We start from the raw sequence: 25711 nt of genomic DNA on the forward strand, positions 1-25711 counted from the left end.
TTATAGGAGAAGATTTTGGGGAACTTGTGAGGATGGCAATTAATGGTATCCCTTGCCAACCATTGCTTCCTGGGGCGGCATGACAACTTTGCGAGCTAACCCGACCCGCTTGAATAGCCAGATAACCCACCAGGTGACATCCAGTTCCCACCAGCGCCAGCCCGCCTTTGCTACAGTCGGATGAGCATGATGGTTGTTGTGCCAGCCTTCCCCATAGGTAAAAATTGCAGCCCACCAGAGATTGCGAGAATTATCTTCTACCTCAAAGGTACGATAGCCCCACATATGGGTTACAGAATTAATCATCCAGGTGGTATGCCAGAGCAAGACGATTCGAACAAACACGCCATATACGACAAACGACCATCCCCCCAGTGCATACAGCAGTAGAGCAATGGGAATTTGTAAGAGGACAAAGTAGCGATTCAGCCAGCGATAAACCGGATCGCGTGCCAAGTCAGGCGCAAACCGTTTGTATTGCTCATAGTTAAAGAATTTCGAGCGGGGATAAAAGATCCACAGCATGTGGCTCCACCAAAATCCCTTACGGGCAGAGTAGGGATCTTTCTGTTCATCTTCGGTGTAGGCATGATGTAAACGGTGTCCAGCCACCCAGAAGATCGGCCCTCCTTGTAGAGCCGATGCCCCAATTAAGGCGATCGCATACTCCAACCATTTAGGCACCTGAAAACTGCGATGGCTCAAAAGCCGATGGTAGCCCAAACAGATGCCAATACTGCCAAACAGCCAGTGTAGAAATAGAGTCAATCCTAGAGCCGACCAGGAGAAAAACCAGGGAGCCATCAAGGCTACAGCATGAACACTGGCGAAAAAGACCACAGCTAACCAGTTTAGCCTCAGGTGCTCTTCAGAGGCTGTTGATACATTATTCACTGTCATTAATACATCCTTAAACCACACACTATTGGAGGATTGTTTGAAAAGGAGCAAATGTCCTATGTGCGTTCTCTAAATCCCCCAAGTCTGGACTCCAACCTGAGATAGTTCCCCAAGGTTGGGAGATTTAAGAACTGTCGAGTTATATGAGTCCTTTAAAAACATCCTCTTAAAAAGAGGGAAGGTACGAGAGTAAGAGAGTGAAAGAAGCAGCTCAAAATTCTCCCCCATTCCCTTTCACGACCCAGCCGTTGCAATGCGTTCAGGATGCACGATCGCCGGATCGTGATAGCTACTAATCGATAGGTTGTTTGCATCGCATCGGCCAGTCGCCAGAACCAGAATTCTAGATGCGGTAACATAAGACATTACCTGGACTTTTCGTGCCCTGCGAATGCTAGTGATATCCATATCGGGCAGTGTGACATCGACATCGACAACAGCAACATCCACATCAATGCACATCAATGGATTCCAGCAGCACCAAACCCGTTTCGGCATTAGTGGCTTCACTGACAACTTCAATGCCCTCTTGCGATCGCAACCTCACCCGCACGTTAATTCGAGTGCTCATGGCCTCTGAATCATCAGGATACGTACGAACAATACTCCTGAATTGAGTAAACCATCGGCGCTTAAATAGCTCTGGAAAAATTGGCAACAATGCGATTCTCTGGAGACGTGACGCGATCGCGCAGATAAGAATCAAAGACTGAGGCAATGTTGCGAATGAGCAACCGTCCAGTAGGCGACACGTCGATGCTGTTAGAGAAGAGCCTCACCAAACCATCTGCTTCTAAAGCCTTGAGAGCAACTAATTCTGATGCAAAATAGGCATCAAACTCTAAATGATGTTTTGCCTCAATTTCTGGTTTAGACAGCCCAAAATGGCACATGAGCTGCATAATGATTTCCCGACGAATGATATCATCTCGATGCAGACTGATCCCTTTTTCCACAGGAGGTTGATTGCAATCAACGGCTTGATAGTAATCCTGCAATCGCTTGTGATTCTGGAAATAGGCATCATGCAGCATACTAATGGAAGACAGCCCAAAGCCAATTAACTCTGCGTCGGGTTGAGTCGTATACCCCTGAAAGTTCCGTTTTAGCGTGCCGTTGCGTTGAGCTACAGCCAGTTCATCGTCCGGTTTAGCAAAGTGATCCATGCCAATGTAGACATAGCCATTGCGAGACAGCGCGGCGATCGCCATCTGCACAATCTCTAGTTTCTCCTGCGGCGATGGCAGTGTAGCTTCTGAAATGTTCTTTTGGACGGGCTTGAGCCACGGCACATAGGCAAAGTTGAAGATAGCAAGCCGATCAGAATTCAAATCAATAGTGTTTTGAATAGTTTCTTCAAACGTCTGCAAGGTTTGATAGGGCAATCCATAAATCAAATCAACATTGACGCTGTCAAACTGCGCCTGCCGCACCCAGTCCATGACGTTAAACAACAGTTCTTCGGGCTGAACGCGGTTTACAGCGGCCTGTACTTGCGGATTAAAATCCTGAATACCAAAACTAACCCGGTTAAAGCCAATGTCGCGCAAAGCTTGAATATACGCCTGATCGACATAGCGTGGATTGATCTCAATTGAAATTTCCGCATCAGTTGCCAAATCAAAGTTTTGATTGATCGTCTTCCAGACCCGTTCCACCTGTTCAATGGTTAAATAGTTGGGTGTGCCGCCGCCCCAATGCATTTGCACCACAGGCTTACTGGAATCCAATCGTGCGGCTGTTTGCTCAATTTCTTTGGTCAAATACTCCAGGTACGACAACGCAATGTTTTTATTGTTAGAAACAATGACATTACATCCACAGAAATAGCAGGCACTCTGACAAAACGGAATATGCACATAAAGCGACAAAGGCGACGAGCGTTGATTTAAGGCTGCGATCGCCTGTTTATAATCAAAGATGCCAAAGTCTGGCTTCAGTTCAGTGGCAGGGGGGTAACTTGTGTATCGTGGCAAGGGTTGATCATACTTCTTCAGCAGTTCCGTGTCGAATTGTACCGTGGGTAACAAATATTTCATGTAAATGGATGCTCCTCTCATCAGTGATTGGGAGAAACGGAGAGTGAACAGAGGTGAGAAGCCAGCCCCAACCTCAAACTCATCTCCCCATTCCCGTCTTTTTAAATGCTGTATTCAATTGCGGTTTCCTTGGCAGAAGCAGGAACCGTCTGCTCCGTTGCACCCGGAATGGTCTGACGGGTCAGCAAGTCAAAGACATGCTCGCCAATGGCGGCCCTCACATCCGCTTCTAGCTCATGAACCACATCTCGGTTGAGCGCAAAGGCATAGTTTGCTTCGTCTACAATGCGTTGAATCGTTGCATCATCAACGGGCAGGGCATTGAGTGCGTCACGATAGTTCTGTTTGAATGCCCGTTTTGCCTCCACGGTTGGCAGTTGCTCAAACTCATGTAAAGCGGTTCCTTGATTGGGGGGTAATTTTAGGGCAGAACGAACAATTTGTTTTAATGCCTGACCACCAGAAAGATCGCCCATATAGCGCGTGTAGGCATGGGCAATCAGGAGTGCAGTCTCCGTGTTGGCTACGTCATGAATGCGTTTGACGTAAACCTCACCAGCGGACAATGGAGCAATCTGATCTCGCCAATCGTTGCCATAGTAGAAGGCCAGATCGCGTTCCAGACTGGCGGTGCGGTTCAGTTCGGGAAAATACATCCGCCCGATCACCGGATCATCCTGGTGACGCCGCAGTTCGGACTCCAGGGCGCTGTAGACAAAATACAAATTTGCCAGCAGTTTACGGAACGGCTCTTTTTCAACAATTCCTTTCAGGAAACACTTCATAAACGCGGTGTTTTCTGCGGCAGTGTGAGACTGCTGCGTCCCTTCTCGAAGGCGTTGGGCTAAATCATGAGTCATGTTAAATCCCTCATTGACTAAAAATAGCGGCAGTTAGCAATATCGATCGCAGCACACTGTAGCGAAACGGAAAAAAGAAGCAGTGAAATGATATCGCGCAGCATTTCTGGAGGAGAATCGTGCCAACTTTCAAAACTTTATAGCTATTTAGTTATTAATGTCAATTTTTTTGTGAATTGATTGCCAGGACATACAGTTCAGCAGTTCTCAATCGAGTCAGCCACAGTCTCGCCAAGATGAGTGTGGGGTGTAGGGTTTGGTGTGTGGTGCATGCAAATGAAAATGGTTGTAAGTAGCGGACAGGCAGTGGCAACTGTAGACTTGAAGCATGGGGTTGAACACCCATGCTCATCTCTCTTATAAAGTTTTGCCTAAAGAACTTCATCTATCGTTACGGCGCTATTCTGGTCTAAGGTTGCTATAGAAGTGTAATATAACCCGAAAGTTATTAAATTGTAATTGGTCATTGAATGTTATGGTCAACTCTGTGTCAAACCCCACCCTGGAGCCAGCAGCCAAAACAAAAGCACTGCGAGAAACTATCCTCACTCCCCGGTTTTATACTACAGATTTTGAAACGGCGGCAACGCTAGATTTATCCAGCCAGGATGCTGAGTTGCAGGCCATGTTGGCAGAAATGCGGGCAGATTACAACCGCTATCATTTTGTCCGCGATGAATCCTTCAATCAATCGTGGGATCACATTACCGGAGAAGCTCGACAGGCATTTATGGATTACCTGGAGCGATCGTGCATTTCCGAGTTCTCTGGCTTTTTGTTGTTTAAGGAACTCTCGCGCAAGCTGAAGGGACGCAGTCCCCTTTTAGCAGAAATGTTTAACTTAATGGCACGAGATGAAGCGCGTCACGCTGGGTTTCTCAACAAGGCAATGGGCGATTTTGGCTGCACGATGGATTTAGGACATTTGACGAAGAATCGGGTTTATACCTTCTTTCCCATTGAGTGGGTGCTTTATACCGTTTATTTGTCAGAGAAGATTGGCTACTGGCGCTACATCATCATTTATCGGCATCTGGAAAAGCATCCTGAAAATCAGTTCTATCCCCTGTTCCGCTACTTTGAAAGCTGGTGCCAGGATGAAAACCGTCACGGAGATATTTTCAAGGCTCTGTTGCGTTCTCAACCTCAACTCTGGCAAACCTGGAAGTCTCGCTTGTGGAGCCGATTTTTCCTGCTGTCGGTCTTTGCTACCCATACGCTAACGGTACATGAACGCACAGGGTTTTATCACTCCCTGGGACTTGACCCAACCGAGTTTGATGCTGAAGTGATTCGCAAAACGAATGAAACGGCAGCCCGTGCGTTTCCATCCATTCTCAACACGGAGCATCCAGAGTTTTTCCGGCGGTTGCATCACTGTTCCGATCTCAATTTAAACCTGTCTGCGATCGATCGCACCTCTCAGCCCAAGTGGTTGAAAACCTTACGGAAATTACCGTGCCAGCTTGCGATCGTTGGTCATCTTCTGCGGCTCTACCTGCTTAAACCCATTGATGCCGAGGCGTTACGGGGAACAGTTCAATGAACGACGGTACTGGTTTAAGGTAGCTACTTTGCGGTAAAGGGTGGCGATCGCCACCCCTGGGAGATGGGAGCGATGGTTCGTCGCTCATCAATAAACCTGATGGACGACGAGCCCTTTCGGGACAGCGCCTCTCTATACTTGCATCCTACCCGTATTTCGGCTTGTCTGCGTTTATATCAAATCTGTTACTTTCCTTTACATTTCGTCCATTTCCGTTGTACTTCTTCACTAGAGCGGTGAGCAACGGTTGCAATATCCAGCGGATTGAAGTAACTCTGTTACTCAAAGCCAGACCAACAAAGTTAGACCTTCCCGTTAGATTGAAATAGGCATACACTGAGTCTGGTTTGATGAGGCGGAGTCGCGATGGGAATGTTGAGCGAGAGTAAGCTACCAGACATACTTGAAACCTATGAAGCAGATTTGCTGGCGGAGTGGACTCAGGAATTAGCAGCCAACAACACTCGAAAAAATTTGATCAAAGAAGCCGAGCTACAGGCAGAGTGCCGTGAATTCCTCAAATTGCTTCGCATCGCTGTGCAGCAAAGTAACTTAACCAATATTCAATCAGCAGAGTGGCGGGATGTGCGGGAACTGTTAGCTAGCGTTTCGCGATCGCGATCGCAGAAGGGCTTCACACCCTCCGAAACGGCTGCATTTGTCTTTTCGTTCAAGCAACCCCTTTTTAACCGCCTGCGGCAACAGTTGCACGATCCCATTGAACTAGTCGAAGAGATTTGGCAAACCACCACCCTGTTCGATCACCTGGGATTGCTAACGATAGAAGTGTATCAAAAGGCGCGGGAGGAAGTGATTCTGCGGCAGCAAGAAGAGTTGATGGAGTTGTCCACTCCTGTGGTCAAACTTTGGGAGGGAATTCTGGCCTTGCCCATTATTGGTACCCTCGATAGTGCCCGCACGCAAATTGTAATGGAGTCGTTGTTGCAGAAGATTGTCGAAACTGGCTCAGAAGTCGCCATCATCGACATTACCGGGGTTCCCACTGTTGATACTCTCACAGCTCAACATCTGCTCAAGACCGTGACCGCCGCCCGCCTGATGGGAGCGGATTGTATTATCAGTGGTATTCGTCCTCAAATTGCCCAAACGATTGTGTACCTTGGCATTGACTTAACTGATGTCATTACAAAGGCAACACTGGCAGATGCTTTATTGATGGCATTGAAGCGAGTGGGAGCCAGCATCACCCGCTATCAACCTAAGTAGGTACAGGAGGAACGGATGGAACGTATTCCCATACTGCAAATGGGCGAATTCCTGCTTGTCACTATTCAGGTAGATATGCACGATCGACTGGCCATGACGCTACAAGATGACCTGACCAATCGCATTACTCAAACTCATGCCCACGGTGTCCTGATTGATATTTCCGCATTAGAAATCGTTGATTCCTTTATTGGTAGAATTTTAGGCAACGTTGCCAAAATGTCGCGGGTGCTGGATGCTGAAACGGTTGTTGTTGGTATGCAGCCTGCTGTGGCAATTACCCTGGTGGAATTAGGGCTGTCGCTGACGGGCATTCGCACAGCATTAAACGTGGAAAAGGGAATGTTGCTGTTGCGATCGTCGCTAGATGACTATACCCGGTCTCAAATTACACGATCTCACATCACCCGGTCTCAAATTACACAGTCTCACATCACCCGGTCTCAAATTGCTGCCGCTGAATGGAGTGCAGATGACGGTGCAAAAGACTGAGACACTGAGCATCCAATCCTCTGCGGACGTAGTCCTGGTTCGGCAGGCCGTGCGTCAATTTGCGATAGAAATTGGCTTTAGCTTAGTAGACCAGACCAAAATTGTGACCGCCGCCAGCGAATTGGCTCGCAACACCCTGGATTATGGGGAAGGCGGTATCGTGAAGCTAGAATCCCTTCAAGTTGGGGGACAACGAGGACTGAAGCTCACCTTTGAAGATCAAGGGGCAGGCATTCCTGATATTGAACTGGCGATGAAGGATGGGTTTACCACGGGCGGCGGGTTAGGTATGGGGTTGGGCGGTGCAAAACGGCTCGTTAACGAATTTGCGATCGAATCTGTTGTCGGAGAAGGAACGCGGGTGATGATTGTACGATGGAAATAGCATGAAGGACACAATTGCCATAGCAGTGACGGAGCAAAGCCAAACGGGGGAAGCCAGACGGGCGGCTCTGGCATTGGCAAATCGCCTCGGCTTTCCGGCAACAGAGCAAGGCAAGGTTGGAATTGTCGTTACAGAGGTTGCCAACAATCTCATCCAGCACGCCAGTGGCGGAGTGGTTCTGCTGCGGGTGATTGAGCAACAGCCTATCCTTGGCATTGAAGTCTTGTCGTTAGATAAAGGGCCAGGGATGGTTGACGTGGCTGAATGCCTGCAAGATGGTTTTTCCACTGGCGGCACATCAGGTAATGGGCTGGGTGCCATTCGTCGCCTCTCTAACTTTTTCGAAGTTTACTCCATCTCTGGCAAAGGAACGGCGCTCCTCGCTCACCTCTGGTCAAACTCAACCTTCCATCCCGTTGAGATGGCCTTGGAACTTGGAGTGGTGTGTTTGCCCAAACCGGGGGAGGACGTTTCAGGAGATGCCTGGACCAGTCACATTGAGGCACACCGCAGCCTGTTGCTGGTTGCGGATGGGCTAGGGCATGGCCCTGTTGCGGCCAGCGCGTCTTTAGAAGCAGTGAGGACGTTTCAAGCTTGTTACCATCAGTCTCCCCATGCCATTATCGAAGCGACTCATGCCGCGTTACGAAGCACACGAGGCGCAGCATTGGCGATCGCCGAAATCGATTTCGAGCAGCAGTCTGTTCGCTTTGCTGGCGTTGGCAACATTGCAGCCAGTATCTTTTCCTTTACAGAAAACCACAACTTAATGTCTTACAACGGCACGGTTGGACATGAGGTTCGCAAAATTCAAGAGTTGACCTATCCCTGGTATGTGAACGGGCTTTTGATTATGCATTCTGATGGTTTAGGAACTCAGTGGCGGCTCGATCGCTACCCCGGCTTAAGCCAAAAACATCCCAGTCTGGTTGCAGGCGTGCTGTATCGAGACTTCAACCGAGGGCGGGATGATGTCACAGTATTGGTGGCCAAGAGGTTAATAGCATGACCACCCTCTTCACACTGGAAATTCACTACGAACAGGATGTGGTGCAGGCTCGGCAACGAACCCGTGAACTTGCCGAGCAGTTAGGGTTTGATGCCCAAGACCAGACACGATTAGCCACAGCCGTTTCAGAAATTGTTCGCAATGCGTTTCAATATGCCAGTGGCGGAACGGTTGAGTTTTACGTAGCAGAAAATCCTCAGATGTTTCTGATTCGGGTTCAAGATCAGGGGCAGGGCATTTCTGATTTAGCCAATGTGTTGCAGGGGCGCTATGTCTCCCAAACGGGAATGGGACTCGGTATCCTTGGCACTCGCCGGTTAATGGATTTGTTTGAGGTGGAATCGCTGCCGGAACAAGGAACAACGGTTGTGATGGGCAAAACGTTTCCCAAGCGGGCACCCACCCTTACCGAGTCACAGTTGCAGCAGATTCAGGAAACCGTTCTGGGGCGATCGCCCCAGAACCCTTATGAAGAAATCCAGCGCCAAAACCAGGAATTGCTGCGGGCAATGGCAGAGCTACGCAAGCGTGAGGAAGAACTGATTCGACTCAATCAGGAGTTAGAAGAAACGAACCGTGGCGTAGTGGCTCTCTATGCAGAACTGGATGAGAAGGCCAGTTCCTTGCAACAGGCAAACGAGCTGAAGACCCGCTTTCTCTCGAACATGAGCCACGAATTTCGCACACCGCTCAACTCTGTTTTGTCGCTCTCTCGGATGCTGCTGGCTCGCATGGATGGCGACTTGACGGTAGAGCAAGAAAAGCAGGTGACTTTCATCCAAAGGGCAGCAGACGGATTATCAGAACTGGTCAACGATTTGTTAGATCTAGCCAAGGTAGAGGCTGGAAAAATTGAGGTGCGTCCCAGTTCCTTCGAAGTCAGCGAATTGTTTGGAACATTACGGGGAATGTTGCGCCCGCTACTGGTGCAAGGCTCTGCTGTCGCGCTTATCTTTGAGGAACCGAAACAAATGCCTCCGCTGTATAGCGATGAGGGCAAAGTCGCTCAAATTCTCAGGAATTTCGTTTCAAATGCGCTCAAATTTACTGAACGAGGAGAGGTGCGAGTAACGGCTGTGCAAATGGGGTCTACCGTCACCTTCTCCGTATCCGATACAGGCATTGGCATTGCTCCTGAAGACCAGGAGCGCATTTTTGAGGATTTTGTGCAAATTGAGTCTCATCTACAAAAGCAGGTCAAAGGAACTGGGTTAGGCTTGCCGTTGACCCGGAGGCTAACGGAGCTGTTGGGCGGCAGGGTTTCGGTTCGGAGCCAACTGGGTCAAGGCTCTACCTTTTCGGCAGCGATTCCGATCGTCTACCCCCACGCCGACGAACTGCCGACCCTACCGCAACCGATCGCCTCACTTAAAGCGATTCACCTGCCTATTCTGGTGGTTGAAGACCATACAGAAACCCTGTTTATCTACGAGAAACACCTACAGCAGACCAGGTATCAACTGATTGCAACCCGCACTCTGGCTCAGGCCAGACAAGCCTTACAACAATTTCGACCAGCGGCAATCATTCTGGATATTCTGCTGGAAGGGCAAAACGGCTGGACATTGCTGCAAGAACTTAAAGGAGATGAAGCGACCCGCGACATTCCCGTATTAGTTATTACTGTTATTGATAACGAAAAACAGGCATTGGTGCTGGGAGCCAATGGGTTCTTGATCAAGCCTGTAGAGAGATTGCCCCTGCTCCATAAACTGAATACACTAATTAATCAAGGTAAAATTCAAACACTTCTGCTGATTGACGACGATCCCGCCTATCGGTATGTAGTGAAGCAGTTGCTGGTAGATACTCCGTTGCAAATTTTAGAAGCGGCGAACGGTCAGGAGGGATTAGCGTTCGCCCATAGCGAACAGCCAACCGCCATTTTGCTTGACCTGGAGATGCCAACTATCTCTGGGTTGGATGTTCTTGATCGGCTTAGCCACAATGATGTCACTCGGTCTATTCCGGTCATTATCTACTCCTCAACCCAACTGGATGTAGAATTGCAGAGCCGTTTAGCGGAACAGAGCATCGCCATTCTTTCTAAAGAAACGATCTCTCAAGCAGTGGCAACCTCTCAACTTCGAGAGGCGTTTGTCAAAGCCGGACTTGTTCTCGATGCTTGAGGCCAATGCCATGCTAGAGTCACGCAGTACAATCTTGCATGTCGATGACAACGAAGCCAATCGTTATGTGGTAACCCGGATTCTGCAAAACGCAGGGTTTACCGTTGTGGAAGCGGCAACCGGAGTTGCAGGATTAGAAGTGCTTGCTGAACACCAGCCAGCGCTGGTGATTCTGGATGTGAAACTGCCTGACTTAAGCGGCTTTGAAGTTTGTCGTCAAATCAAGGCTAATCCTGAAACTGCGTTTATTCCGGTGCTGCACCTCTCGGCTAGTTTTGTCAAAAGCCAGGATAAAGCTGAAGGCTTGGACAGCGGTGCCGATGCTTATTTGGCGCAACCCGTTGAGCCGCTTGAACTGCTCGCTACTGTGCGATCGCTGCTACGAATTCGACGCGCGGAGGAGTCCGCTCTATCGTTAGCGCAGGAGTGGCAAACAACCTTTGACTCGATCAATGACAGCGTTTGTTTGGTCGATCGAGACGGTAAAATTTTACGCTGCAATCAGGCTGCGTTGCGGCTGTTTAACAGACCCTCGCACGAGATCTTAGGGTGTCGCCACTATGAGTTAATGGCTGCGGAATTGGGAGTAGGCAATGCCAACTGGTTCCGTTGTGCTAAAGAAACTCACCAGCGCCAGGTTTTAGAACTCCAGGCACATGGACGGTGGTTTGCCAAAACCATTGACCCAGTGTTGGATAAGCAGAGAACGTTTACGGGGGCTGTTTGTATCCTGACAGACATCACTGCCCGTAAGCAAGCAGAAGCTCTACTGCACGATCAAAACGATCGCCTCAATCGGTTGATGCTCTCGTTGCAAGAACAAACCGAACAAGCCCAGCAAGCCAACCGGATCAAAGACGAGTTTCTGGCCGTGTTGTCGCATGAGTTGCGATCGCCCCTCAATCCCATTCTGGGTTGGGCAAAGCTTCTGCAAACCACCCGGCAAGACGAAGCCAAAACCCAATATGCGCTCGAAACGATTGAGCGTAACGCCAAATTACAAGCGCAACTCATTGAAGATTTGCTCGATGTGTCTCGAATTCTTCAAGGCAAGCTGAGTTTGCATCCCAGTCAAATTAGCCTCGTATTTACAGTCAAAGCGGCTCTAGAGACGGTGCGGCTTGCGGCTGAAGCTAAATCCATTCAAATTCAGACCCTATTTGAATCGAACGTTGGGCAAGTGTTGGGTGACCCAAGCCGGATGCAACAGGTCGTCTGGAATTTGTTGTCTAACGCCATCAAATTTACGCCCCAGGGCGGCAACGTTCAGGTGCGATTGGAGCAAGTTGATTCATCTCAGCAGGCTACGCCACCGTTACCCTATGGCTCCATTGCGTACGCTCAGATTACCGTCAGCGACACGGGCAAGGGCATCTCTGCGGACTTCCTGCCCCACGTTTTTGACTACTTCCGTCAGGCTGACAGCACCACAACACGACGATTTGGCGGGCTGGGGCTGGGGCTAGCGATCGTGCGTCATTTAGTGGAACTGCATGGAGGCACCGTTGAGGTTGATAGTCCCGGAGAAGCACAAGGCGCAACCTTTACCGTCAGGCTACCAATTGTGGCGGCTTCCAGACTGAATCAACTGGATACTTTGTCTCCTCACTGTTTGGACTTTAGCCTGAATGGATTGCAGGTACTATTTGTGGACGACGATAGAGATTCGCGAGAGTTGATTGCTTTTTTGCTAAAGCAGCATGGAGCGATGGTTACAGAAGTTGCGTCGGCTAGCGAAGCCCTGAACCATTTGGATCAAACGAAATTTGATTTGCTGATTAGTGACATCGGCATGCCCGACATGGATGGATACGCCTTAGTTCGCCAACTGAGGGAGCAATCGCCTGACCAAAGTGGCAATATCCCCGCGATCGCCCTCACGGCTTATGCCGGAGAAGTGGATCAGCAACAGGCATTAGCAGCCGGATTTCAGCAGCACATCACGAAACCGATTGAGCCAGCGGTATTAATGCAAACGATTCGAACGTTAATGGAAAGCGGAACGAAACAGCAGAGCTGAACCGGAATGAAGCCAGATCTCAAGTTATGACTTTGCGGCGATCGCCATTCGGTACAAGACTTGCAACAGAACCAGGATAGTGCAACCCATCATGGCTGTAATGCCAGTGTCCAGTCCCGCTGGGAATCGGATGTGCAGTCAGGTTTATCGTCCGTCAGGCTGTCATAGATGGGAATTCTCAATACAAATTCTGTTCCCTGTCCTGGTGTAGAACTTACTTCTATGGTTCCACCATGCTTATCAACAATGATCTGGTGAGCGATCGCCAATCCTAAGCCAGTGCCTTTACCCACCTCTTTGGTTGTAAATGCGGTTTCAAACATCTTGCGCTGAGTGTCCTCAGTCATACCTACACCGTTGTCTTGAATCCGAATCACAACCCACTGCTGACAAGCCGATAGCTCAGTTACTACACTGATGCAGTTAGGCTGCAACTGGATTTCTGCGAACATTTTTCCTTGATTGCCCTCTTCCAGTGCATCGATCGCATTGGCCAGTAAGTTCATGAAAACCTGGTTGAGTTGCCCTGGGAAGCAGCGAATAGGAGGCATCTCTTGATAATTCACAATTACCTCAATGGCCGGACGATCCATGTTTGCCTTCAAGCGATGCTTCAAAATGAGCAACGTACTGTCAAGACCTTCATTGATTTTGAAGGGCACTCTAAACTCTGTATCTGCCCTGGAAAATGTCCTGAGACTGATACTAATACTTTGAATACGCCTGATTCCTTCATGCATGGAACGAAGTAGTTTCGGCATATCGTCGCGTATATACTTCAAATCGATCGCTTCGACTTTGTCCTTAAGCTCTGGCTCTGGGTCAGGATATATCTTCTGATACAAATCGATCAGCTCCAATAAGTCTCTCGTGTAGTCCTGTGCAGGCTGCAAGTTGCCCAACAAGAACCCAACAGGATTGTTGATTTCATGCGCCACCCCCGCAACAAGATTACCCAGAGCCGACATCTTTTCTCGCTGTATCAGTTGTAAATGGGATTGTTGCAACTGTTCCAATGCTGAGGATAGCTCTAACGTCTGAAGTTGTAGTTTCTGATTTAATTCTTGCAGAGCAATTTCTGCTTGCTTACGCGCTGTCACGTCTTGATAAGTGGCAAGAATGCCAATGACTTTACCGTTGCCGTCATGTAAAGGTACCTTATTGGTTTCTAACCAGGTTTGCCTACCTTCATTGTTGAGTTGGGGTTCAACAATTCCCAGTTCGGCTTTGTCTGTTAGCATTACACGGCGATCGCATTCTCGGTAAAACTCTGTTTCTTCCTGTTTCCACGGCAAGTCATAGTCTGTTTTACCCACAATCTCTTTGGGAGAAGCCAACCCTGCATCGTCGGCAAAATTGCGATTGCAGCCCAGGAAAACCGAATCCCGATCCTTCCAGAAAATCGCTTCGGGCAGCGTATCCATCACCAATTGCAAGAGCTGCCGAGACGAGTTCAAATCACTCTCTATTTGTTCACGATAAACTCTTTCCTGCTCATGAGCCAATTTAAGTGCTTTAACTTCTGCTTGAGATTGACGCATCGCTTGCTCTAATTGAGCAATTGTCTCGTTTAAACGAGTTATGGGTTCATCTAACCTATCCATTACCGAACCTCCATTGAAGAATATTGAAGAATAGGGATAGTAGTAGTATTCCCAGGTGGAAGTGGTGATCTGGGTTGCCTGACCGAATCTGTGGGGTGTAGATTTCCACGAACGCGTTATCGTTTCTAAGGGAGAAGACCTCGCGGTTTTCAAGTCGTGTTTACTGACAGCAGCCCATGATCATTGCTGAACCATTGACTACGCTGACCGATTATGCGATCGCCGTGGAAGCGACCATCTTTGCCATAATGCTCAATCAAAGTCGGCAAACCTCGGTGCGGCTTTGGGCGGCAGCCTTTGCAGGAGTGGCGATCGCCGCATTGTTAGGAGGCACCTTACATGGTTTTGTGCCCCACATGGAACTGGGTACCAGAATCCTGCTATGGAAAGGAACCTTGTATTTACTCGGCCTCACCAGTTTCCTTCTGCTGGCAGGTACCGTCATCAGTTCAGTACCGCACCGCTGGCATCGCTGGATGTTGCCCATCGTTGGGTTAAAGTCATTTGGCTATTTGGGTTTAGCAACCGTTCGCAGCAATTTTGCCTACGTTGTTGCAGACTATCTCTCAGCACTCGTTATCGTATTGCTGCTGCAACTGCGAGCTGCCCGTCGTCATCGGGCACCTGGTGCCCCGTGGATACTCGCCGGAGTTCTAGTGTCTGGTGTGGCCGTTGCTGTGTTGCGGAGCCGCTTGGCGTTGCCATTCATGATTAGATCGGTCGATCTGTATCATGTGGTGCAAATGGTAGCGCTGTATTTGCTGTATCGAGGCGTTCGGCAACTCCGTGACGTTGAACCCATTGCCTATTCCATAAAAAATCCCCAGCACGAGGCTGGGGAATGAATCAGGGTGCATCTACCATCCCTTTCTACTAGCCATTGCAGAACTATCAGGAAAGTTTGAGGACAGGCTAAAAAAATTGGGTCAGTTCTCAAGGGTTTAGCGTCTGCGGCAAACCAGAAAAGGAGGCGGTTCGAGGGCAAACAGTGGATTGAAGCCATTCGCTAGGGACGTTTGAAGAATGCAACCAGGTTATTGACCTCGTTCACCACAGAGACTAATTCCCAACCCTGTTGCCCCAGTTCGTCTAGCTTTTGCCAGGAGCCGTCGCTCGCCTGGTATTGTCCAGTCGAAGATACATAAACCGTCAGATACTCAAAACGCTGCATGATCTCAGTCCTAAAAACGCTGGCATGTCCTTACACCCCGATCGCTACTCTACGGCACTACTACATGACGGTACCAAAGCGATCGCTTCATTTCGACTATAAAAGCGTTTGTAAAGACGTTGTGCAAAACGCTCCTACAACGTTCACAGCCTGGAGGCTCCTGTCGTTAGTGCCGACCTTTTCCCTTTTTGGCAAAGTATTGTTGGTGGTAGTCTTCTGCTAACCAGTAAGTTGAAGCAGGTTCGATCGCCGTTACCACTTCTTTTGTATAGCGACCCGATTGCTGTAGCCGTTGTTTCGATCGCACAGCCGCCGTTTCCTGCTCTGGTGTGTCGTAAAAGATCACCGAGCGGTACTGTTCGCCCCGATCCGGGCCTTGACGGTTGTAGCTTGTTGGGTCATGCAGTGCCCAAAACGTATCCAACAACGTTTCATAGCTCACCTGAGCCGGATCGTACTGCACCTGAACTACTTCGGCGTGTCCCGTAATGCGGGCGCAAACATCCAGGTAGCACGGGTTTTCGAAGTGCCCACCCATGTAGCCAACCGAGGTTGACTGCACACCATCCAGTTGGCGAAACGCTGCTTCTACTCCCCAAAAACAGCCTGCTCCAAACGTTGCCTGTGCCATTGTGCCCTGTGTACCACCCACGACTATAGTTCGTAACCTTGAGTTCGTAATCCTGGCGAGTTTAGCTAACGACCACCCAGGCGTATGTCAGCACACCGATCAACGTCACCCCAACGATCGCCTCTCGCTGCTCGTGCCAGAGGCGACGACAGCCATCCGCTACAAAATGCAGGGTGGCACGCCGTTCTTGCCCCAATTCCACCATCAGGTCTTGAACTTTGGCATCCACCTCGGCAACGGTCAGATCACCCCGTTGATAGGCTGCTTCTACTTCGTCTAGCTTGCGCCAATAGTCTTTTGTTGCTTCTAGCAGATTCGGTAACATGGAACGAAATATTTCTATTTGTAACTTTATCTACCAATAGTGTAACGAATCTGCAACAAAGGGTGGCTCTGTAGCGAGATAGAGCGATCGCACCTCCACAGACATCCGCAGACAGAGGTTGAACGTCATCGTTAGCCCAACACTGAGCAACCGTAAGCGAACCGTGAGCGAACCGTAAATTGTGTCAACTTTTGTGTTTTTATGCCGTCAATCGAGCAGAAAACGATTCACTGCGAAATAAATTTGATAACCTACGAACTTAATTTCGCACCTGTCGGTAATGACACTGACAAAATTACAGGTTGATGAGGTAGCATTCCCTCAGTTTTAAGGCAAACTAGGGCAGCTAGATCTAGACTAAGGACGGTAGCCAGTATGACCCATTCAGGTTTAGCCTCTGCCGCCTCCAATCGGGATCGTAACCAGATTACTGGCGCGATCGATTTAGTTTAAAATCACCCAAATCTACTCAAAAATGTCTTCCAGTTCGCTAGTCTCTTAGGGAAACCTAACGTACTACTATTGAGGGACGAGCAATGCACTAGTATTGATGCACTAACCTTTAGGCACAGGTCGCTAGAGCACTAGCCAACCCCCTCAACCCACCTGCACCGTTCTCGTCAGGGATGATACTGTGACTTCTCAACAGCCTCAAATTCAATCACTGATTAATCAAATTGATCGGGTACTCAACAAAACCAGCCCACGATTGCCGTGGGTGATGTCTGGCGAAATGACCCAGCAGCGTCAGCTTTTAGAGCAAACTCGCTCTTACTTGATGGCACTGCAACGGCAGTCGTTACCCGCAGACGAACCCTATGGCCGGGGCGGCTTCGCCTCCGATCCAGGCTATTCGCAGTATCAATCCTATCCCCAGACGCAAGCTAACTTCCCCAACGAGTCGCCCCAGCAAGTGTTGCAGGCGGTGGTGCAGGAAATGAACTATCTGCGGCGTAACATGATGCAACCGCTGCGATCGGAAGTTGAGCAGTTGCAGCAACAAAAATCGGCGTTGACACAGGAAATTCGGCAACTTGAAGCCCAGCGGCAGCAATACGCTTTGCCTCAACAGTCAGCCGATCGGCAGTTCATTGCCGACTATCTGCAAAACGCCATTAACCGGATGCAGGAAAACCTGAGTCGGCAGATGGCTCAGTCGTTCCAGCCTGGATTGGAAGGCCAACCCGTTCAGGGGCGATCGCTACCCGGAGACAACGAGATGGGCGGGGCGATGGCGAATCAGTCTGCCCTGAGTTCGGCTCAACAGCTAGAGTGGCTGCAAAGTACGCAAACGCAGACCGACGAGATGCTGCTAAACCTGGACTCTACCCTGCGTGTGGTATTTGAGTCATTGCTGCGGGATGTACACAGCTATCAAGATTCGCTTCAGCAAGAGCTGCAAAAAATGCACAACCTGGGGCAGCAGGGAGAAGCTCTATTTGCCGCATTGTTAAGCCGACTCGCTCAACAGTTGGGGCGAGAAGCTTCCTCTTATGTGCAGTCGCTAGACCCGGCAGCCGTTGGCGCTCTTGACCCATCGCTGCAAGATCGATCGCTGCAACCGTCTGCGCTAGAAGATATTTCGGATGCGGAAATCGATCAATTATTAGATGAACTCACCAGTGGAGAAAGTACCCCGGAGACGGCGATCGCCCCCGATAACCCCGATACCGCCGCTCCAAATCCATATCTGGAGTCTGGAACCCTCGATCAGCTTGGTTTAGATCTGGAAAACCTGGATCTAGAAGCCCCCGGTGGCGGATTTGGCTCCGGTGGTTCTGATGTTACTCCAATTCAGTCGGATGAACGGTTCCTGGACGACGACATCACGTTGTTTCAGGTGGATGACGACGATGACACCACTCTGTTTCAGGTGGACGACGACGATGACGTTACTCTGTTTCAGGTAGATGACGACGACGATGACATCACAATGCTGCAAATAGACGAGCAGCCAGAGGCATCGCCAGGTTTGGGTGCCGTTGGCAGCGGCATCGGTGAGCTAGAGTCCGCGTTCAACCTGCTAGATCAGCTCAATGTAGAGGAAGACCCATCATTGTTGGAAGGCAGTTCGCTACGGCAGATGGGATTGACACCGACCCCACCTGATGACGATGAGGATCTGGCACTGCCACCGGACGATCAAGACCTGGACAGGCTGTATGAGAGCATTTTTGGCTCGTCGGGCACAATAACAGCAGACTCCCCCTCAACTGAGGAGCTAGATGCAGAGAGCTTAGTTACACCTGTGGATGAGCCATTGCTTAGCGAGACTGCCTCCGATGGCGATCAGGAGGTGGAGTTAGATCCAGCCATAGAGAGCTGGCTGTTTAGCGATCGCAACGCCCCATCAGACGATTCCGCTCCCTTTAACGATTCGTTGAGTGAGGCAGACACACCGACCTTTGGCGAACCGACTGACGACCTGTTCGATGAACCAATTAACGACCTGCCAGGCACCGCCACCGAGGGTGGGTCGCCGCTGGATCAAGATCTGTTTGATGACGTGCCCGCATCAACATCGCCAGAGATGGGATTGGCCGACCAACTGGCCACAATGGAGACACCGCAGTCGGCTGAAGATTTTCTGTTTCGCATGGACGAACCGCTGGGTGCGTCCACGGCTACCGATATGCTTGATCCACTCACAAGCGTGGGTGAAACGGCCTATCCAGACGCGCCCAATGATGTCGCGATCGCGGCTCTCTCCGATCTGATTGACATCACAGAAACCCGCCCCGAAACGGAAGCACCCCAACCCAGCAGCGAGCAACTCACTAATGTAGACGACACCTATATCCCGGCAGCGCCAGACGAAGATTTGCTGGTGACAGGAGAACCCCCTTCAGAATCCCGGCTCGATCTCCGCTTAGCGGCGAATACACTACAGCAACTAACCGCAGACCTTTCTAGCCTGGAGGGGTTGGAGATAGACGATCCAGTGGGATCACCCAGCGGCGTAGAGGAAACGGGCTGGACGCTTGATCAATGGACAGAAACGGCTCAACCCCTACCAGAACCGCCTCCAGAAACCGATCCAGAACAGATTTTCTCGCAGGCTATTACGCAGCCTGCGACCGAAACAGATGCTATTACGCCCGCAGCACCAGCCGTGGCAAACGAGCTACAGATGGCCTTGCCCGATCCCGATCCGATGCTGGCAGAACTGGGTATATCTGATTTAGATGCTCTGTTTCGTGGAGAAGACATAGACGATGCCAGCGAGTTGGGTGTCGAGTTGAGTGTAGAGCCAGAGCCGCCCGTTTCGCCCGATGGTTTAGAAACTCCGCAGCCAGACTTGCCAATGGTTGAGGTAACTGACGAAAGCGGGTCTGTAGCCTTCGATCAATCGGATCAGTCGGATCAATCAGACACATTATTAGAAGACCTGTTCGGTTCTTTGCCGGAGGCAGCTACCCCCGAACCAACAGTAACGGCAGAAGGGCTGATGGATGACAGCGCTGAAGATCCAGCATCGATCAGCGACTCTACCCTGGAAGCGCTGCTAGCAGATGAACCAACGGAGATTGAATCGCCGTCAGTTCTGGATGATGCCACGCTAGAAGGATTGTTTTCCGATGATTTTGCCACGGGGTCTGAACCATCTGCAATGGAAGCAGCGTTACCAGATGGCATGGAAGCTACAGAAGACGGTGATCTGCTGTCTGGCTTTTTTGATTCTGATATCAGCACGGCCTATCAGTTTGATGTAACCCCAGACGATCCAGATGTCGCGGGTGAAGCTACCGAAGCGGCGATCGCCACAACCGATCTGCCGCAAACATTCATTGATATCGACCTGCTAGAGGCATTTGAGTCGAGCGTACCCGTGACCGAGCCAACGATCGAGAGCAGCGGCAGGGCGCAAGAGGGAGGAGCGGTTTCAGATGATGTTGCGGCTGGCTGGTTCGATTCTGATGCCAGTCCGGCCTACCAAACCGATCGCCCAAGTAGCGATCCAGAGATTACGATCAGCGGCTTTGGCCGAGATATGGGAGAGGAACCCGAGCCAGAGTGGGTTGACGATCTGTTTTCTATTCCCGAATTAGAAGAATCGCCGCTGCCGCTTTCTGAGCCTGAGCCGCAGGAGCGATCGTTAACGCTAGATGATTTTGTAGATACGCTGCCCACCGATGCCCCAGCAGCATCGGAGCCGTTTGCCGAGGATCTGTTTGGTGAAGATTTTCCAGCCGTTCCTCCCACCACTGCTCCAAACGATGCCAGCGATGCAGAGTTAACCCTGGCTGATTTTGCTGCCAAAACTTCTGAGTCCGGTACGTTTACCCTGGAAGGGTTGGACAACCTGTTTGACGATCTGCCAGCCATGTCTACGGCCACGGATGCAGAACCGGAAGCTGGGGCAGGAACCCCTCCCGCTAATCCCCAAACTCCGTTCTTTGCAGACACAGACGTTTCAGACTCGGAGAGTCTCGAAAAAAAAAATAACCCCCGAGCCTGAGGCACCGTCCGCACCCGATCCGGCGTTGTCAGCGGCGGTAGAACTGTCGGCAGAACAGGCTACTGCCAGCGACGATCTGAGGGCTAATTCCATTGCAGCGAACCTTGAGCCGCTTGCTATGGTCGAATCCTATGATCAGTTCTCTACATCGGCTCAGGCCGTGGTAGAAACATCGGTTGAAGTGGGCACTGAAACGCCTGTTGTAGATCCTATTGAAGCGAGTGTTGAAACACCGATCGCACCCGATCAGCAGGGTGAGTTCTTTGCTTCGAAGGTGCAGGCAGCGGTTGATGCCTTTAACCGAGCCGCAGGACAGGCGCGATCGCCAGAGCTGGATACTCCGACCACCCCCGCTTCTCCCTCGTTTGATCCGGCGGCAGATGCAGTAGACCCAGTCTGGTATTTGGGATTGGATATTGGCACAACCGGCATTTCAGCCGTTTTGCTGAATCAAGTTAGCCGTCAACTGCATCCTATTAGTTGGGCAATTACGCCTCCCGGTAATGATACCTTTGCCCTGGATGGCCTCTTGCGGCTGCCCACGCTGGTGTACCTTTCTACCGAGGATGGTGATGGCGAAACGGCAGATTTAACCACCGCGCCATTAACATCTGAACGATTGGCGATCGTCCCTGTGGCTCCCCTTTCAACTGCAACCTCGTCTGGCTTGATGTTGCGGAACCTTAAGCCGTACCTTAAGACAGGAATTCCCCACTACTCGCCCCAAACCCAGCGCTGGGAACCCGTACTGCAATGGTCTGATCAGCATCAGGTGCCGTTGAGTTGGGTACACCAGGCATTGCGATCGCTCCTGTCGGCGTTGAGCTATCAACAGCTTGCCGTGGCTCCCTCGGCATCCCTCACCTGTACAGCAGTGGGGCTGGATGCTAAAGCTTTTCAAACCGCCTTACGGCAAATGACTGGCGTAATCGTGGGGTATCCGGCGAACTGGTCGGATACCTATACCTTTAACGTGCGAGAAGCGATTTTGGCGGCTAAGCTGGTTGCCCGTCCAGAGCAAATTTGGTTTGTTGAAGATACGATCGCCACTCTCTTGTCAGGGTTACGCAGTGCAGATGGACGCGAAATTCAGTGGCCGTTTGACTCGGTGCCGGAGCCAGAGTGGCACAATACAGACTGGCAGGGTGGTACGTTAGTAATCAACGGTGGTGCTGCCGTTACTGAACTGGCTCTGGTAGATTTGCCGCAACAATTGAGCGATTTACATTACCGCGACTTCACGATTCGCACCCTGCCCTATGGCGGTAATGCCATTGATCAAGATATTGTTTGTCAGTTGTTTTATCCGGCCTGGTCGAGTTACCTGGACTCGCCTGATGATGACAACTCTAATCGGGATAGTGTGGAGGCTGAAGGCTCCAGCCGCTCTGCTGTTAATGAACCAAAATCGTCTGGCCTTGAGAGTTTGGGACTGGATCAATTAACGTTGCCGCTTCCAGGTGAACCTGATCTGGTGAATCGGATACTGTTACAACAGCGGCTAGAAAGTTCAGCCCTGGGTCGTAGTTTGCTAGAAGCGGCAAGGCATTTGAAGCTAACGTTACAACGACGCGATCGCTTTACCCTTAAATTGGGCGATCGGCAGTGGGTTGTCACTCGACCTGAGTTAGGCAGCCGTGTCTTTCTCCCCTATATTCAACGGCTCAACCGTGAACTCAACGCTCTACTTTCCCACACGGGGCTGTCGGTGCTGGGGGTTAACCAGGTGGTTTGCACTGGCGGAACGGCATCCTTGAGTGCGATCGCCCGCTGGCTCCGCCAAAAATTGCCCAATGCTACGATCGTGCAAGACAGCTACACGGGCATTCGTGCCCCGTCGCCCCAGGAGAATTGCCTGCCGCTGTGTAGTCGAGTTGCCTATGGGTTAGCCACCTTGCCACTGCATTCACGGGTGTTGAATCTGCCGCGTCAGCAATACAGCGATTATTTCTTGTTGCTAGAACTGCTGCGTGCCTTTCCAGATCAGCCCGTTTCGGCCAAAGATGTCATGCAACTGTTAGAACATCGTGGTATCAACACCCACGCCTGTCAGCTTCGAATCTTGGCGCTGCTTGAAGGGCACCTACCGCCCGGATTGATTCCCACCGAACCGGACTCTGCATTATGTACGGCTGAGTCGAATCTTAACCCCGATTATCAGACGCTAATGGCGGCTCCGCTGTTTGTTAAAGCAGAGAACCAAACCTACCGCCCCAACTACACGCAGTGGAATCATTTGCGGCGGTATCTGGATACGCTGATGGCGAGTACCCATCAAAAACTCACAGAACCGCTCACGGTCAATTCTATGGTGCAGGGCTAACTCATGTTGAACTCGGCGCAATCCGATTGGAGCGGCTACTATCCCGACAAAGACGAGCTTAGGGCAGCAGTTTGGGCAGTGCTACAGCAGCATCGGGTTTCGCTCCGCGACCCGGTTGGGCATATTCCCACCTTTGTTGGAGCCGATCGAGCCGCTGCACGGCTTGCTACTTTGCCCGTTTGGCAACAAGCAACGGTGATTAAATGTAATCCCGATTCTCCTCACATTCCGGTGCGATCGCGTGCATTACAGGATGGAAAACGGGTTTACATGGCGGTTCCCCGGCTGACCCATGCCCGTTGCTTCATTGAACTCAACCCGGACGACTTGCGCCAACGCCAGATTACATTTGATGATGCCGCTGTTGCCCGGAATGCATTAACTTGCGGTCGCCTCGTTGCTTTTGAAGAGATGCAGCCCATTGATCTGGTGACCGTTGGCTGTGTGGCTGTGACCCGCAACGGTGGACGCACCGGAAAAGGAGCTGGATTTGCCGACCTGGAATTGGCAATATTGCGATCGTTCGACTTAATCCAACCCGAAACACCCATCGTTACCACGGTTCACCCATTACAAATTGTGGACGAGGCACGCTTAGCGATGCACGATCACGATTGGGCGCTGAACTGGATTGTTACGCCTGATGACATCATTGAAACGTACAGTTCTTATCCAACCCCTGCCGGACTCAATTGGGATACCATTCGGCCTGAACAATATCAGGCCATTCCCGTTTTACGTCAGCTACAGGCTCAATGGTGCGATCGCCCTTCATCCAGAGCATGACGATGTAAAAATGGTCGGTCAGCACAGACATTCCGTTTCATTTAATTGATGCGTCGTGCAGCGTAGGACAACTGTTGAGGCGCACAGCGATAGATGTAAGAGGACAGGAAACTGCTGATTGCCGCTCAGACTGCCCCCAATCTTCCAGCTTTTGGTGATTTAGAGAGCGATTACAGACGTTTTCTGCTCGGATATGTAGCGCGATCGCAAACGGCTACATCCGCTAACGTTGCTGAACTTTTCAGCCAGAAAGCGGATGACGAAAAACCTCTGTCCCTGGTACCACCGTTCGATACCCTTTACTGGAACTGGAACCTGTATTCAATACGGTTGCGATCGTCATTGTTGAACTAATATTAAGCACTTATGCGCTTTTTCAAACACTGCTGTAGTTTTGTGCCGATGATTTTTGACATCACTTTTGGCAGGCGATTTAGCTACAAGCCTTGTTGTACAAGTCTTCCTATTGCTCATTGATTGTATTTGACAAAAGGGCACCGATATGAATGAAGCATTCCAGGCTGTAAACATTCTGGGTTTGGAAAAGAAACCCTCCGGAAAGTTATTGACAAGGTTGTATAAAAAATCAGTCTAAAGCCAGATTGACTCAGAAATTTCTCCAAAAAATGTAAAAAAAGTTGCTTTTTGACGAAGGTAACTACAGTACTACTACAGAGTGTGCATCACCAAACTCCATCAACAGTGGGCGGCTTTAGATTGGCGTGCTGAAATGATAGGCGGTTTTGAGGAAGTAAAAAATGCTCACGATTTTGGTTGTAGACGATGCTATCTCTGAGCTTGAATTGATGAGTCAATGTCTGAGGCAAAGTGGCTACACTGTCATTGCTGCCACTAGTGCTAAAGAGGCAATGAACAAGGCCGTAGAACATAAACCGGCCGCGATCGTGACTGATTTAGTGATGCCAGGAATGAGTGGATTGGAACTATGTCGCATTCTTAAGGACAATCCCATTACGCAAAAAACACCGATCGTTGCCTGCACCTCCAAAGATCAGCCCATCGATCGCCTTTGGGCAATGAAGCAGGGAATCAATGTTTACGTGACCAAACCTTTCACTGCTGCTCAGCTTATTAGTGCCGTTCAATACAGCCTTAGTCAATGAATTACATCTATTAATGAATTAATGAATACCTCAATTACGGTTTCTCCAGCAAATCGGCTACACAAGTCAGCCGATACTTATTTGGGCGACCCTTATTTATGCTTTCAACTTGGCGAACAGACTCAGGCACTTTTTTCAATGGATCAGGTGCAAGAGGTTATCACTATCCCAGCACAGCAGATTACACCCATGCCAAACATGCCTGCCTGTGTCCTGGGTCTGTTATCGCGTCGCAGTCGAGTGATGTGGGTGATTGATACGGCTTACCTACTGATGTCTCAACCCGTTGCTCCTAGCCTCGCTCATTATGAAATCATTGTCATTCAAGTTAACCAGTTGTTTCGCCAGCAAGCAATGCCACTGGCCACGTCGCATCGTCACACGTTAATGGGGTTAGTTGTTCAAAAAATTAGAGGAAGCCGTTATTTTTCCTCCGGTTTAATTCAACCACCCCAAGATACTGCTTCACCCGATCTGGCATCTTGTTTGAAGGGATATTTGCTTCAGCAGGATAATCTCATGCTGGTCTTAGATGCTGAAGCCCTTGTGCGCTTAGGGCTTGTTAAAAAATAAGTTCACACTTTTGAGTCGAGTCCAGAGCGAGGCTTGATCGTGTAGTTCCAGTGAGGACAGATGCTTCGTTTGAGAATATTGAGAGATGCCATGTCTTGGTCTGAGACT

21 protein-coding genes are annotated in these 25711 nt (G+C 50.2%); 13 read left to right on the top strand and 8 right to left on the bottom strand.

Translation table 11 applies throughout. From position 1 onward, the window contains the following. Nucleotides 1–39: 39 nt before the first annotated feature. The 4 genes from IQ268_RS24355 to IQ268_RS24370 all read right to left on the bottom strand — a co-directional run bounded on the left by IQ268_RS24355 (nucleotide 40) and on the right by IQ268_RS24370 (nucleotide 3799). Complete coding sequence (locus IQ268_RS24355; protein ID WP_193884637.1) at nucleotides 40–900, bottom strand: fatty acid desaturase; 861 nt, start codon at nucleotides 898–900, stop codon at nucleotides 40–42. Nucleotides 901–1134: 234 nt separating this feature from the next. Continuing rightward, nucleotides 1135–1350 carry a hypothetical protein gene (locus tag IQ268_RS24360; RefSeq protein ID WP_193884639.1) on the bottom strand — a complete coding sequence of 72 codons (216 nt, stop codon included), beginning with the start codon at nucleotides 1348–1350 and terminating at the stop codon, nucleotides 1135–1137. 182 nt (nucleotides 1351–1532) lie between these two features. Further along, a complete protein-coding gene (gene hemN, locus IQ268_RS24365) occupies nucleotides 1533–2939 on the bottom strand; it encodes an oxygen-independent coproporphyrinogen III oxidase (RefSeq protein ID WP_193884641.1) in 1407 nt (468 codons plus the stop codon). Between the two features lie 101 nt (nucleotides 2940–3040). Further along, nucleotides 3041–3799: a heme oxygenase (biliverdin-producing) gene (locus tag IQ268_RS24370; RefSeq protein ID WP_193884643.1), complete on the bottom strand. Its 759-nt coding sequence runs from the start codon at nucleotides 3797–3799 to the stop codon at nucleotides 3041–3043. A gap of 475 nt (nucleotides 3800–4274) precedes the next feature. On the opposite strand from IQ268_RS24370, the gene acsF reads away from it, so the two are divergent. From acsF to IQ268_RS24405, 7 genes are all read left to right on the top strand, one after another. After that, nucleotides 4275–5345 (top strand): magnesium-protoporphyrin IX monomethyl ester (oxidative) cyclase, encoded by a 1071-nt coding sequence (gene acsF, locus IQ268_RS24375; protein ID WP_193884645.1) that lies wholly within the window; start codon nucleotides 4275–4277, stop codon nucleotides 5343–5345. A 366-nt stretch (nucleotides 5346–5711) separates the two neighbouring features. Next, complete coding sequence (locus tag IQ268_RS24380) at nucleotides 5712–6572, top strand: STAS domain-containing protein (RefSeq protein ID WP_193884647.1); 861 nt, start codon at nucleotides 5712–5714, stop codon at nucleotides 6570–6572. Nucleotides 6573–6587: 15 nt separating this feature from the next. After that, nucleotides 6588–7064, top strand: a complete 477-nt coding sequence (locus IQ268_RS24385) for an STAS domain-containing protein (protein ID WP_193884649.1) — start codon at nucleotides 6588–6590, stop codon at nucleotides 7062–7064. Next, nucleotides 7045–7449: an anti-sigma regulatory factor gene (locus tag IQ268_RS24390; RefSeq protein WP_193884651.1), complete on the top strand. Its 405-nt coding sequence runs from the start codon at nucleotides 7045–7047 to the stop codon at nucleotides 7447–7449. The genes IQ268_RS24385 and IQ268_RS24390 overlap by 20 nt, the downstream gene beginning before the upstream one ends. 1 nt (nucleotide 7450) lies before the next feature. Beyond that, entirely contained in the window at nucleotides 7451–8458 is a 1008-nt protein-coding gene (locus IQ268_RS24395) for a SpoIIE family protein phosphatase (RefSeq protein WP_193884653.1), read from the top strand. Next, entirely contained in the window at nucleotides 8455–10587 is a 2133-nt protein-coding gene (locus tag IQ268_RS24400) for an ATP-binding protein (RefSeq protein ID WP_193884655.1), read from the top strand. The genes IQ268_RS24395 and IQ268_RS24400 overlap by 4 nt, the downstream gene beginning before the upstream one ends. Then, nucleotides 10580–12607, top strand: a complete 2028-nt coding sequence (locus IQ268_RS24405) for a response regulator (RefSeq protein WP_228035681.1) — start codon at nucleotides 10580–10582, stop codon at nucleotides 12605–12607. The genes IQ268_RS24400 and IQ268_RS24405 overlap by 8 nt, the downstream gene beginning before the upstream one ends. Nucleotides 12608–12696: 89 nt before the next feature. On the opposite strand, the gene IQ268_RS24410 is transcribed toward IQ268_RS24405, so the two are convergent. Beyond that, a complete protein-coding gene (locus IQ268_RS24410; RefSeq protein ID WP_193884671.1) occupies nucleotides 12697–14211 on the bottom strand; it encodes a sensor histidine kinase in 1515 nt (504 codons plus the stop codon). Nucleotides 14212–14387: 176 nt separating this feature from the next. On the opposite strand from IQ268_RS24410, the gene IQ268_RS24415 reads away from it, so the two are divergent. After that, on the top strand, nucleotides 14388–15056 hold the full coding sequence (locus tag IQ268_RS24415; RefSeq protein WP_193884673.1) for a hypothetical protein: 669 nt from the start codon (nucleotides 14388–14390) through the stop codon (nucleotides 15054–15056). A gap of 161 nt (nucleotides 15057–15217) precedes the next feature. Here the strand turns inward: IQ268_RS24415 and IQ268_RS24420 are convergent, their stop codons facing one another. The 3 genes from IQ268_RS24420 to IQ268_RS24430 all read right to left on the bottom strand — a co-directional run bounded on the left by IQ268_RS24420 (nucleotide 15218) and on the right by IQ268_RS24430 (nucleotide 16338). Continuing rightward, on the bottom strand, nucleotides 15218–15382 hold the full coding sequence (locus tag IQ268_RS24420; protein WP_193884675.1) for a DUF4177 domain-containing protein: 165 nt from the start codon (nucleotides 15380–15382) through the stop codon (nucleotides 15218–15220). A 166-nt stretch (nucleotides 15383–15548) separates the two neighbouring features. Next, nucleotides 15549–16013: a peptide-methionine (S)-S-oxide reductase MsrA gene (gene msrA / locus IQ268_RS24425; protein ID WP_193884694.1), complete on the bottom strand. Its 465-nt coding sequence runs from the start codon at nucleotides 16011–16013 to the stop codon at nucleotides 15549–15551. A 61-nt stretch (nucleotides 16014–16074) separates the two neighbouring features. Then, nucleotides 16075–16338: a hypothetical protein gene (locus tag IQ268_RS24430; protein ID WP_193884678.1), complete on the bottom strand. Its 264-nt coding sequence runs from the start codon at nucleotides 16336–16338 to the stop codon at nucleotides 16075–16077. A 634-nt stretch (nucleotides 16339–16972) separates the two neighbouring features. Here IQ268_RS24430 and IQ268_RS24435 point away from each other — a divergent pair. From IQ268_RS24435 to IQ268_RS24455, 5 genes are all read left to right on the top strand, one after another. After that, nucleotides 16973–20797 carry a hypothetical protein gene (locus IQ268_RS24435; protein WP_193884680.1) on the top strand — a complete coding sequence of 1275 codons (3825 nt, stop codon included), beginning with the start codon at nucleotides 16973–16975 and terminating at the stop codon, nucleotides 20795–20797. Between the two features lie 118 nt (nucleotides 20798–20915). After that, the gene (locus tag IQ268_RS24440) at nucleotides 20916–23120 is read left to right on the top strand and encodes a hypothetical protein (protein WP_193884682.1); all 2205 of its coding nucleotides are present in this window, start codon (nucleotides 20916–20918) and stop codon (nucleotides 23118–23120) included. A 3-nt stretch (nucleotides 23121–23123) separates the two neighbouring features. Beyond that, nucleotides 23124–23906, top strand: a complete 783-nt coding sequence (locus IQ268_RS24445; protein ID WP_193884684.1) for a 5-formyltetrahydrofolate cyclo-ligase — start codon at nucleotides 23124–23126, stop codon at nucleotides 23904–23906. 758 nt (nucleotides 23907–24664) lie between these two features. After that, nucleotides 24665–25030 (top strand): PleD family two-component system response regulator, encoded by a 366-nt coding sequence (locus tag IQ268_RS24450; protein WP_193884686.1) that lies wholly within the window; start codon nucleotides 24665–24667, stop codon nucleotides 25028–25030. Nucleotides 25031–25051: 21 nt separating this feature from the next. Further along, nucleotides 25052–25603 carry a chemotaxis protein CheW gene (locus IQ268_RS24455; protein ID WP_193884688.1) on the top strand — a complete coding sequence of 184 codons (552 nt, stop codon included), beginning with the start codon at nucleotides 25052–25054 and terminating at the stop codon, nucleotides 25601–25603. Nucleotides 25604–25711: the final 108 nt, after the last annotated feature.

The organism is Oculatella sp. LEGE 06141 (genome assembly GCF_015207605.1).
GTDB lineage: Bacteria > Cyanobacteriota > Cyanobacteriia > Elainellales > Elainellaceae > Oculatella.

What these genes read in the sequence shown, in the direction of transcription:
- IQ268_RS24355 (WP_193884637.1), bottom strand. Translation starts at nt 900, where the DNA reads ATGACAGTGAATAATGTATCAACAGCCTCTGAAGAGCACCTGAGGCTA.
- hemN (WP_193884641.1), bottom strand. Translation starts at nt 2,939, where the DNA reads ATGAAATATTTGTTACCCACGGTACAATTCGACACGGAACTGCTGAAG.
- IQ268_RS24370 (WP_193884643.1), bottom strand. Translation starts at nt 3,799, where the DNA reads ATGACTCATGATTTAGCCCAACGCCTTCGAGAAGGGACGCAGCAGTCT.
- acsF (WP_193884645.1), top strand. Translation starts at nt 4,275, where the DNA reads ATGGTCAACTCTGTGTCAAACCCCACCCTGGAGCCAGCAGCCAAAACA.
- IQ268_RS24380 (WP_193884647.1), top strand. Translation starts at nt 5,712, where the DNA reads ATGGGAATGTTGAGCGAGAGTAAGCTACCAGACATACTTGAAACCTAT.
- IQ268_RS24385 (WP_193884649.1), top strand. Translation starts at nt 6,588, where the DNA reads ATGGAACGTATTCCCATACTGCAAATGGGCGAATTCCTGCTTGTCACT.
- IQ268_RS24390 (WP_193884651.1), top strand. Translation starts at nt 7,045, where the DNA reads ATGACGGTGCAAAAGACTGAGACACTGAGCATCCAATCCTCTGCGGAC.
- IQ268_RS24395 (WP_193884653.1), top strand. Translation starts at nt 7,451, where the DNA reads ATGAAGGACACAATTGCCATAGCAGTGACGGAGCAAAGCCAAACGGGG.
- IQ268_RS24400 (WP_193884655.1), top strand. Translation starts at nt 8,455, where the DNA reads ATGACCACCCTCTTCACACTGGAAATTCACTACGAACAGGATGTGGTG.
- IQ268_RS24405 (WP_228035681.1), top strand. Translation starts at nt 10,580, where the DNA reads ATGCTTGAGGCCAATGCCATGCTAGAGTCACGCAGTACAATCTTGCAT.
- IQ268_RS24410 (WP_193884671.1), bottom strand. Translation starts at nt 14,211, where the DNA reads ATGGATAGGTTAGATGAACCCATAACTCGTTTAAACGAGACAATTGCT.
- IQ268_RS24415 (WP_193884673.1), top strand. Translation starts at nt 14,388, where the DNA reads ATGATCATTGCTGAACCATTGACTACGCTGACCGATTATGCGATCGCC.
- IQ268_RS24420 (WP_193884675.1), bottom strand. Translation starts at nt 15,382, where the DNA reads ATGCAGCGTTTTGAGTATCTGACGGTTTATGTATCTTCGACTGGACAA.
- msrA (WP_193884694.1), bottom strand. Translation starts at nt 16,013, where the DNA reads ATGGCACAGGCAACGTTTGGAGCAGGCTGTTTTTGGGGAGTAGAAGCA.
- IQ268_RS24430 (WP_193884678.1), bottom strand. Translation starts at nt 16,338, where the DNA reads ATGTTACCGAATCTGCTAGAAGCAACAAAAGACTATTGGCGCAAGCTA.
- IQ268_RS24440 (WP_193884682.1), top strand. Translation starts at nt 20,916, where the DNA reads ATGGTCGAATCCTATGATCAGTTCTCTACATCGGCTCAGGCCGTGGTA.
- IQ268_RS24445 (WP_193884684.1), top strand. Translation starts at nt 23,124, where the DNA reads ATGTTGAACTCGGCGCAATCCGATTGGAGCGGCTACTATCCCGACAAA.
- IQ268_RS24450 (WP_193884686.1), top strand. Translation starts at nt 24,665, where the DNA reads ATGCTCACGATTTTGGTTGTAGACGATGCTATCTCTGAGCTTGAATTG.
- IQ268_RS24455 (WP_193884688.1), top strand. Translation starts at nt 25,052, where the DNA reads ATGAATACCTCAATTACGGTTTCTCCAGCAAATCGGCTACACAAGTCA.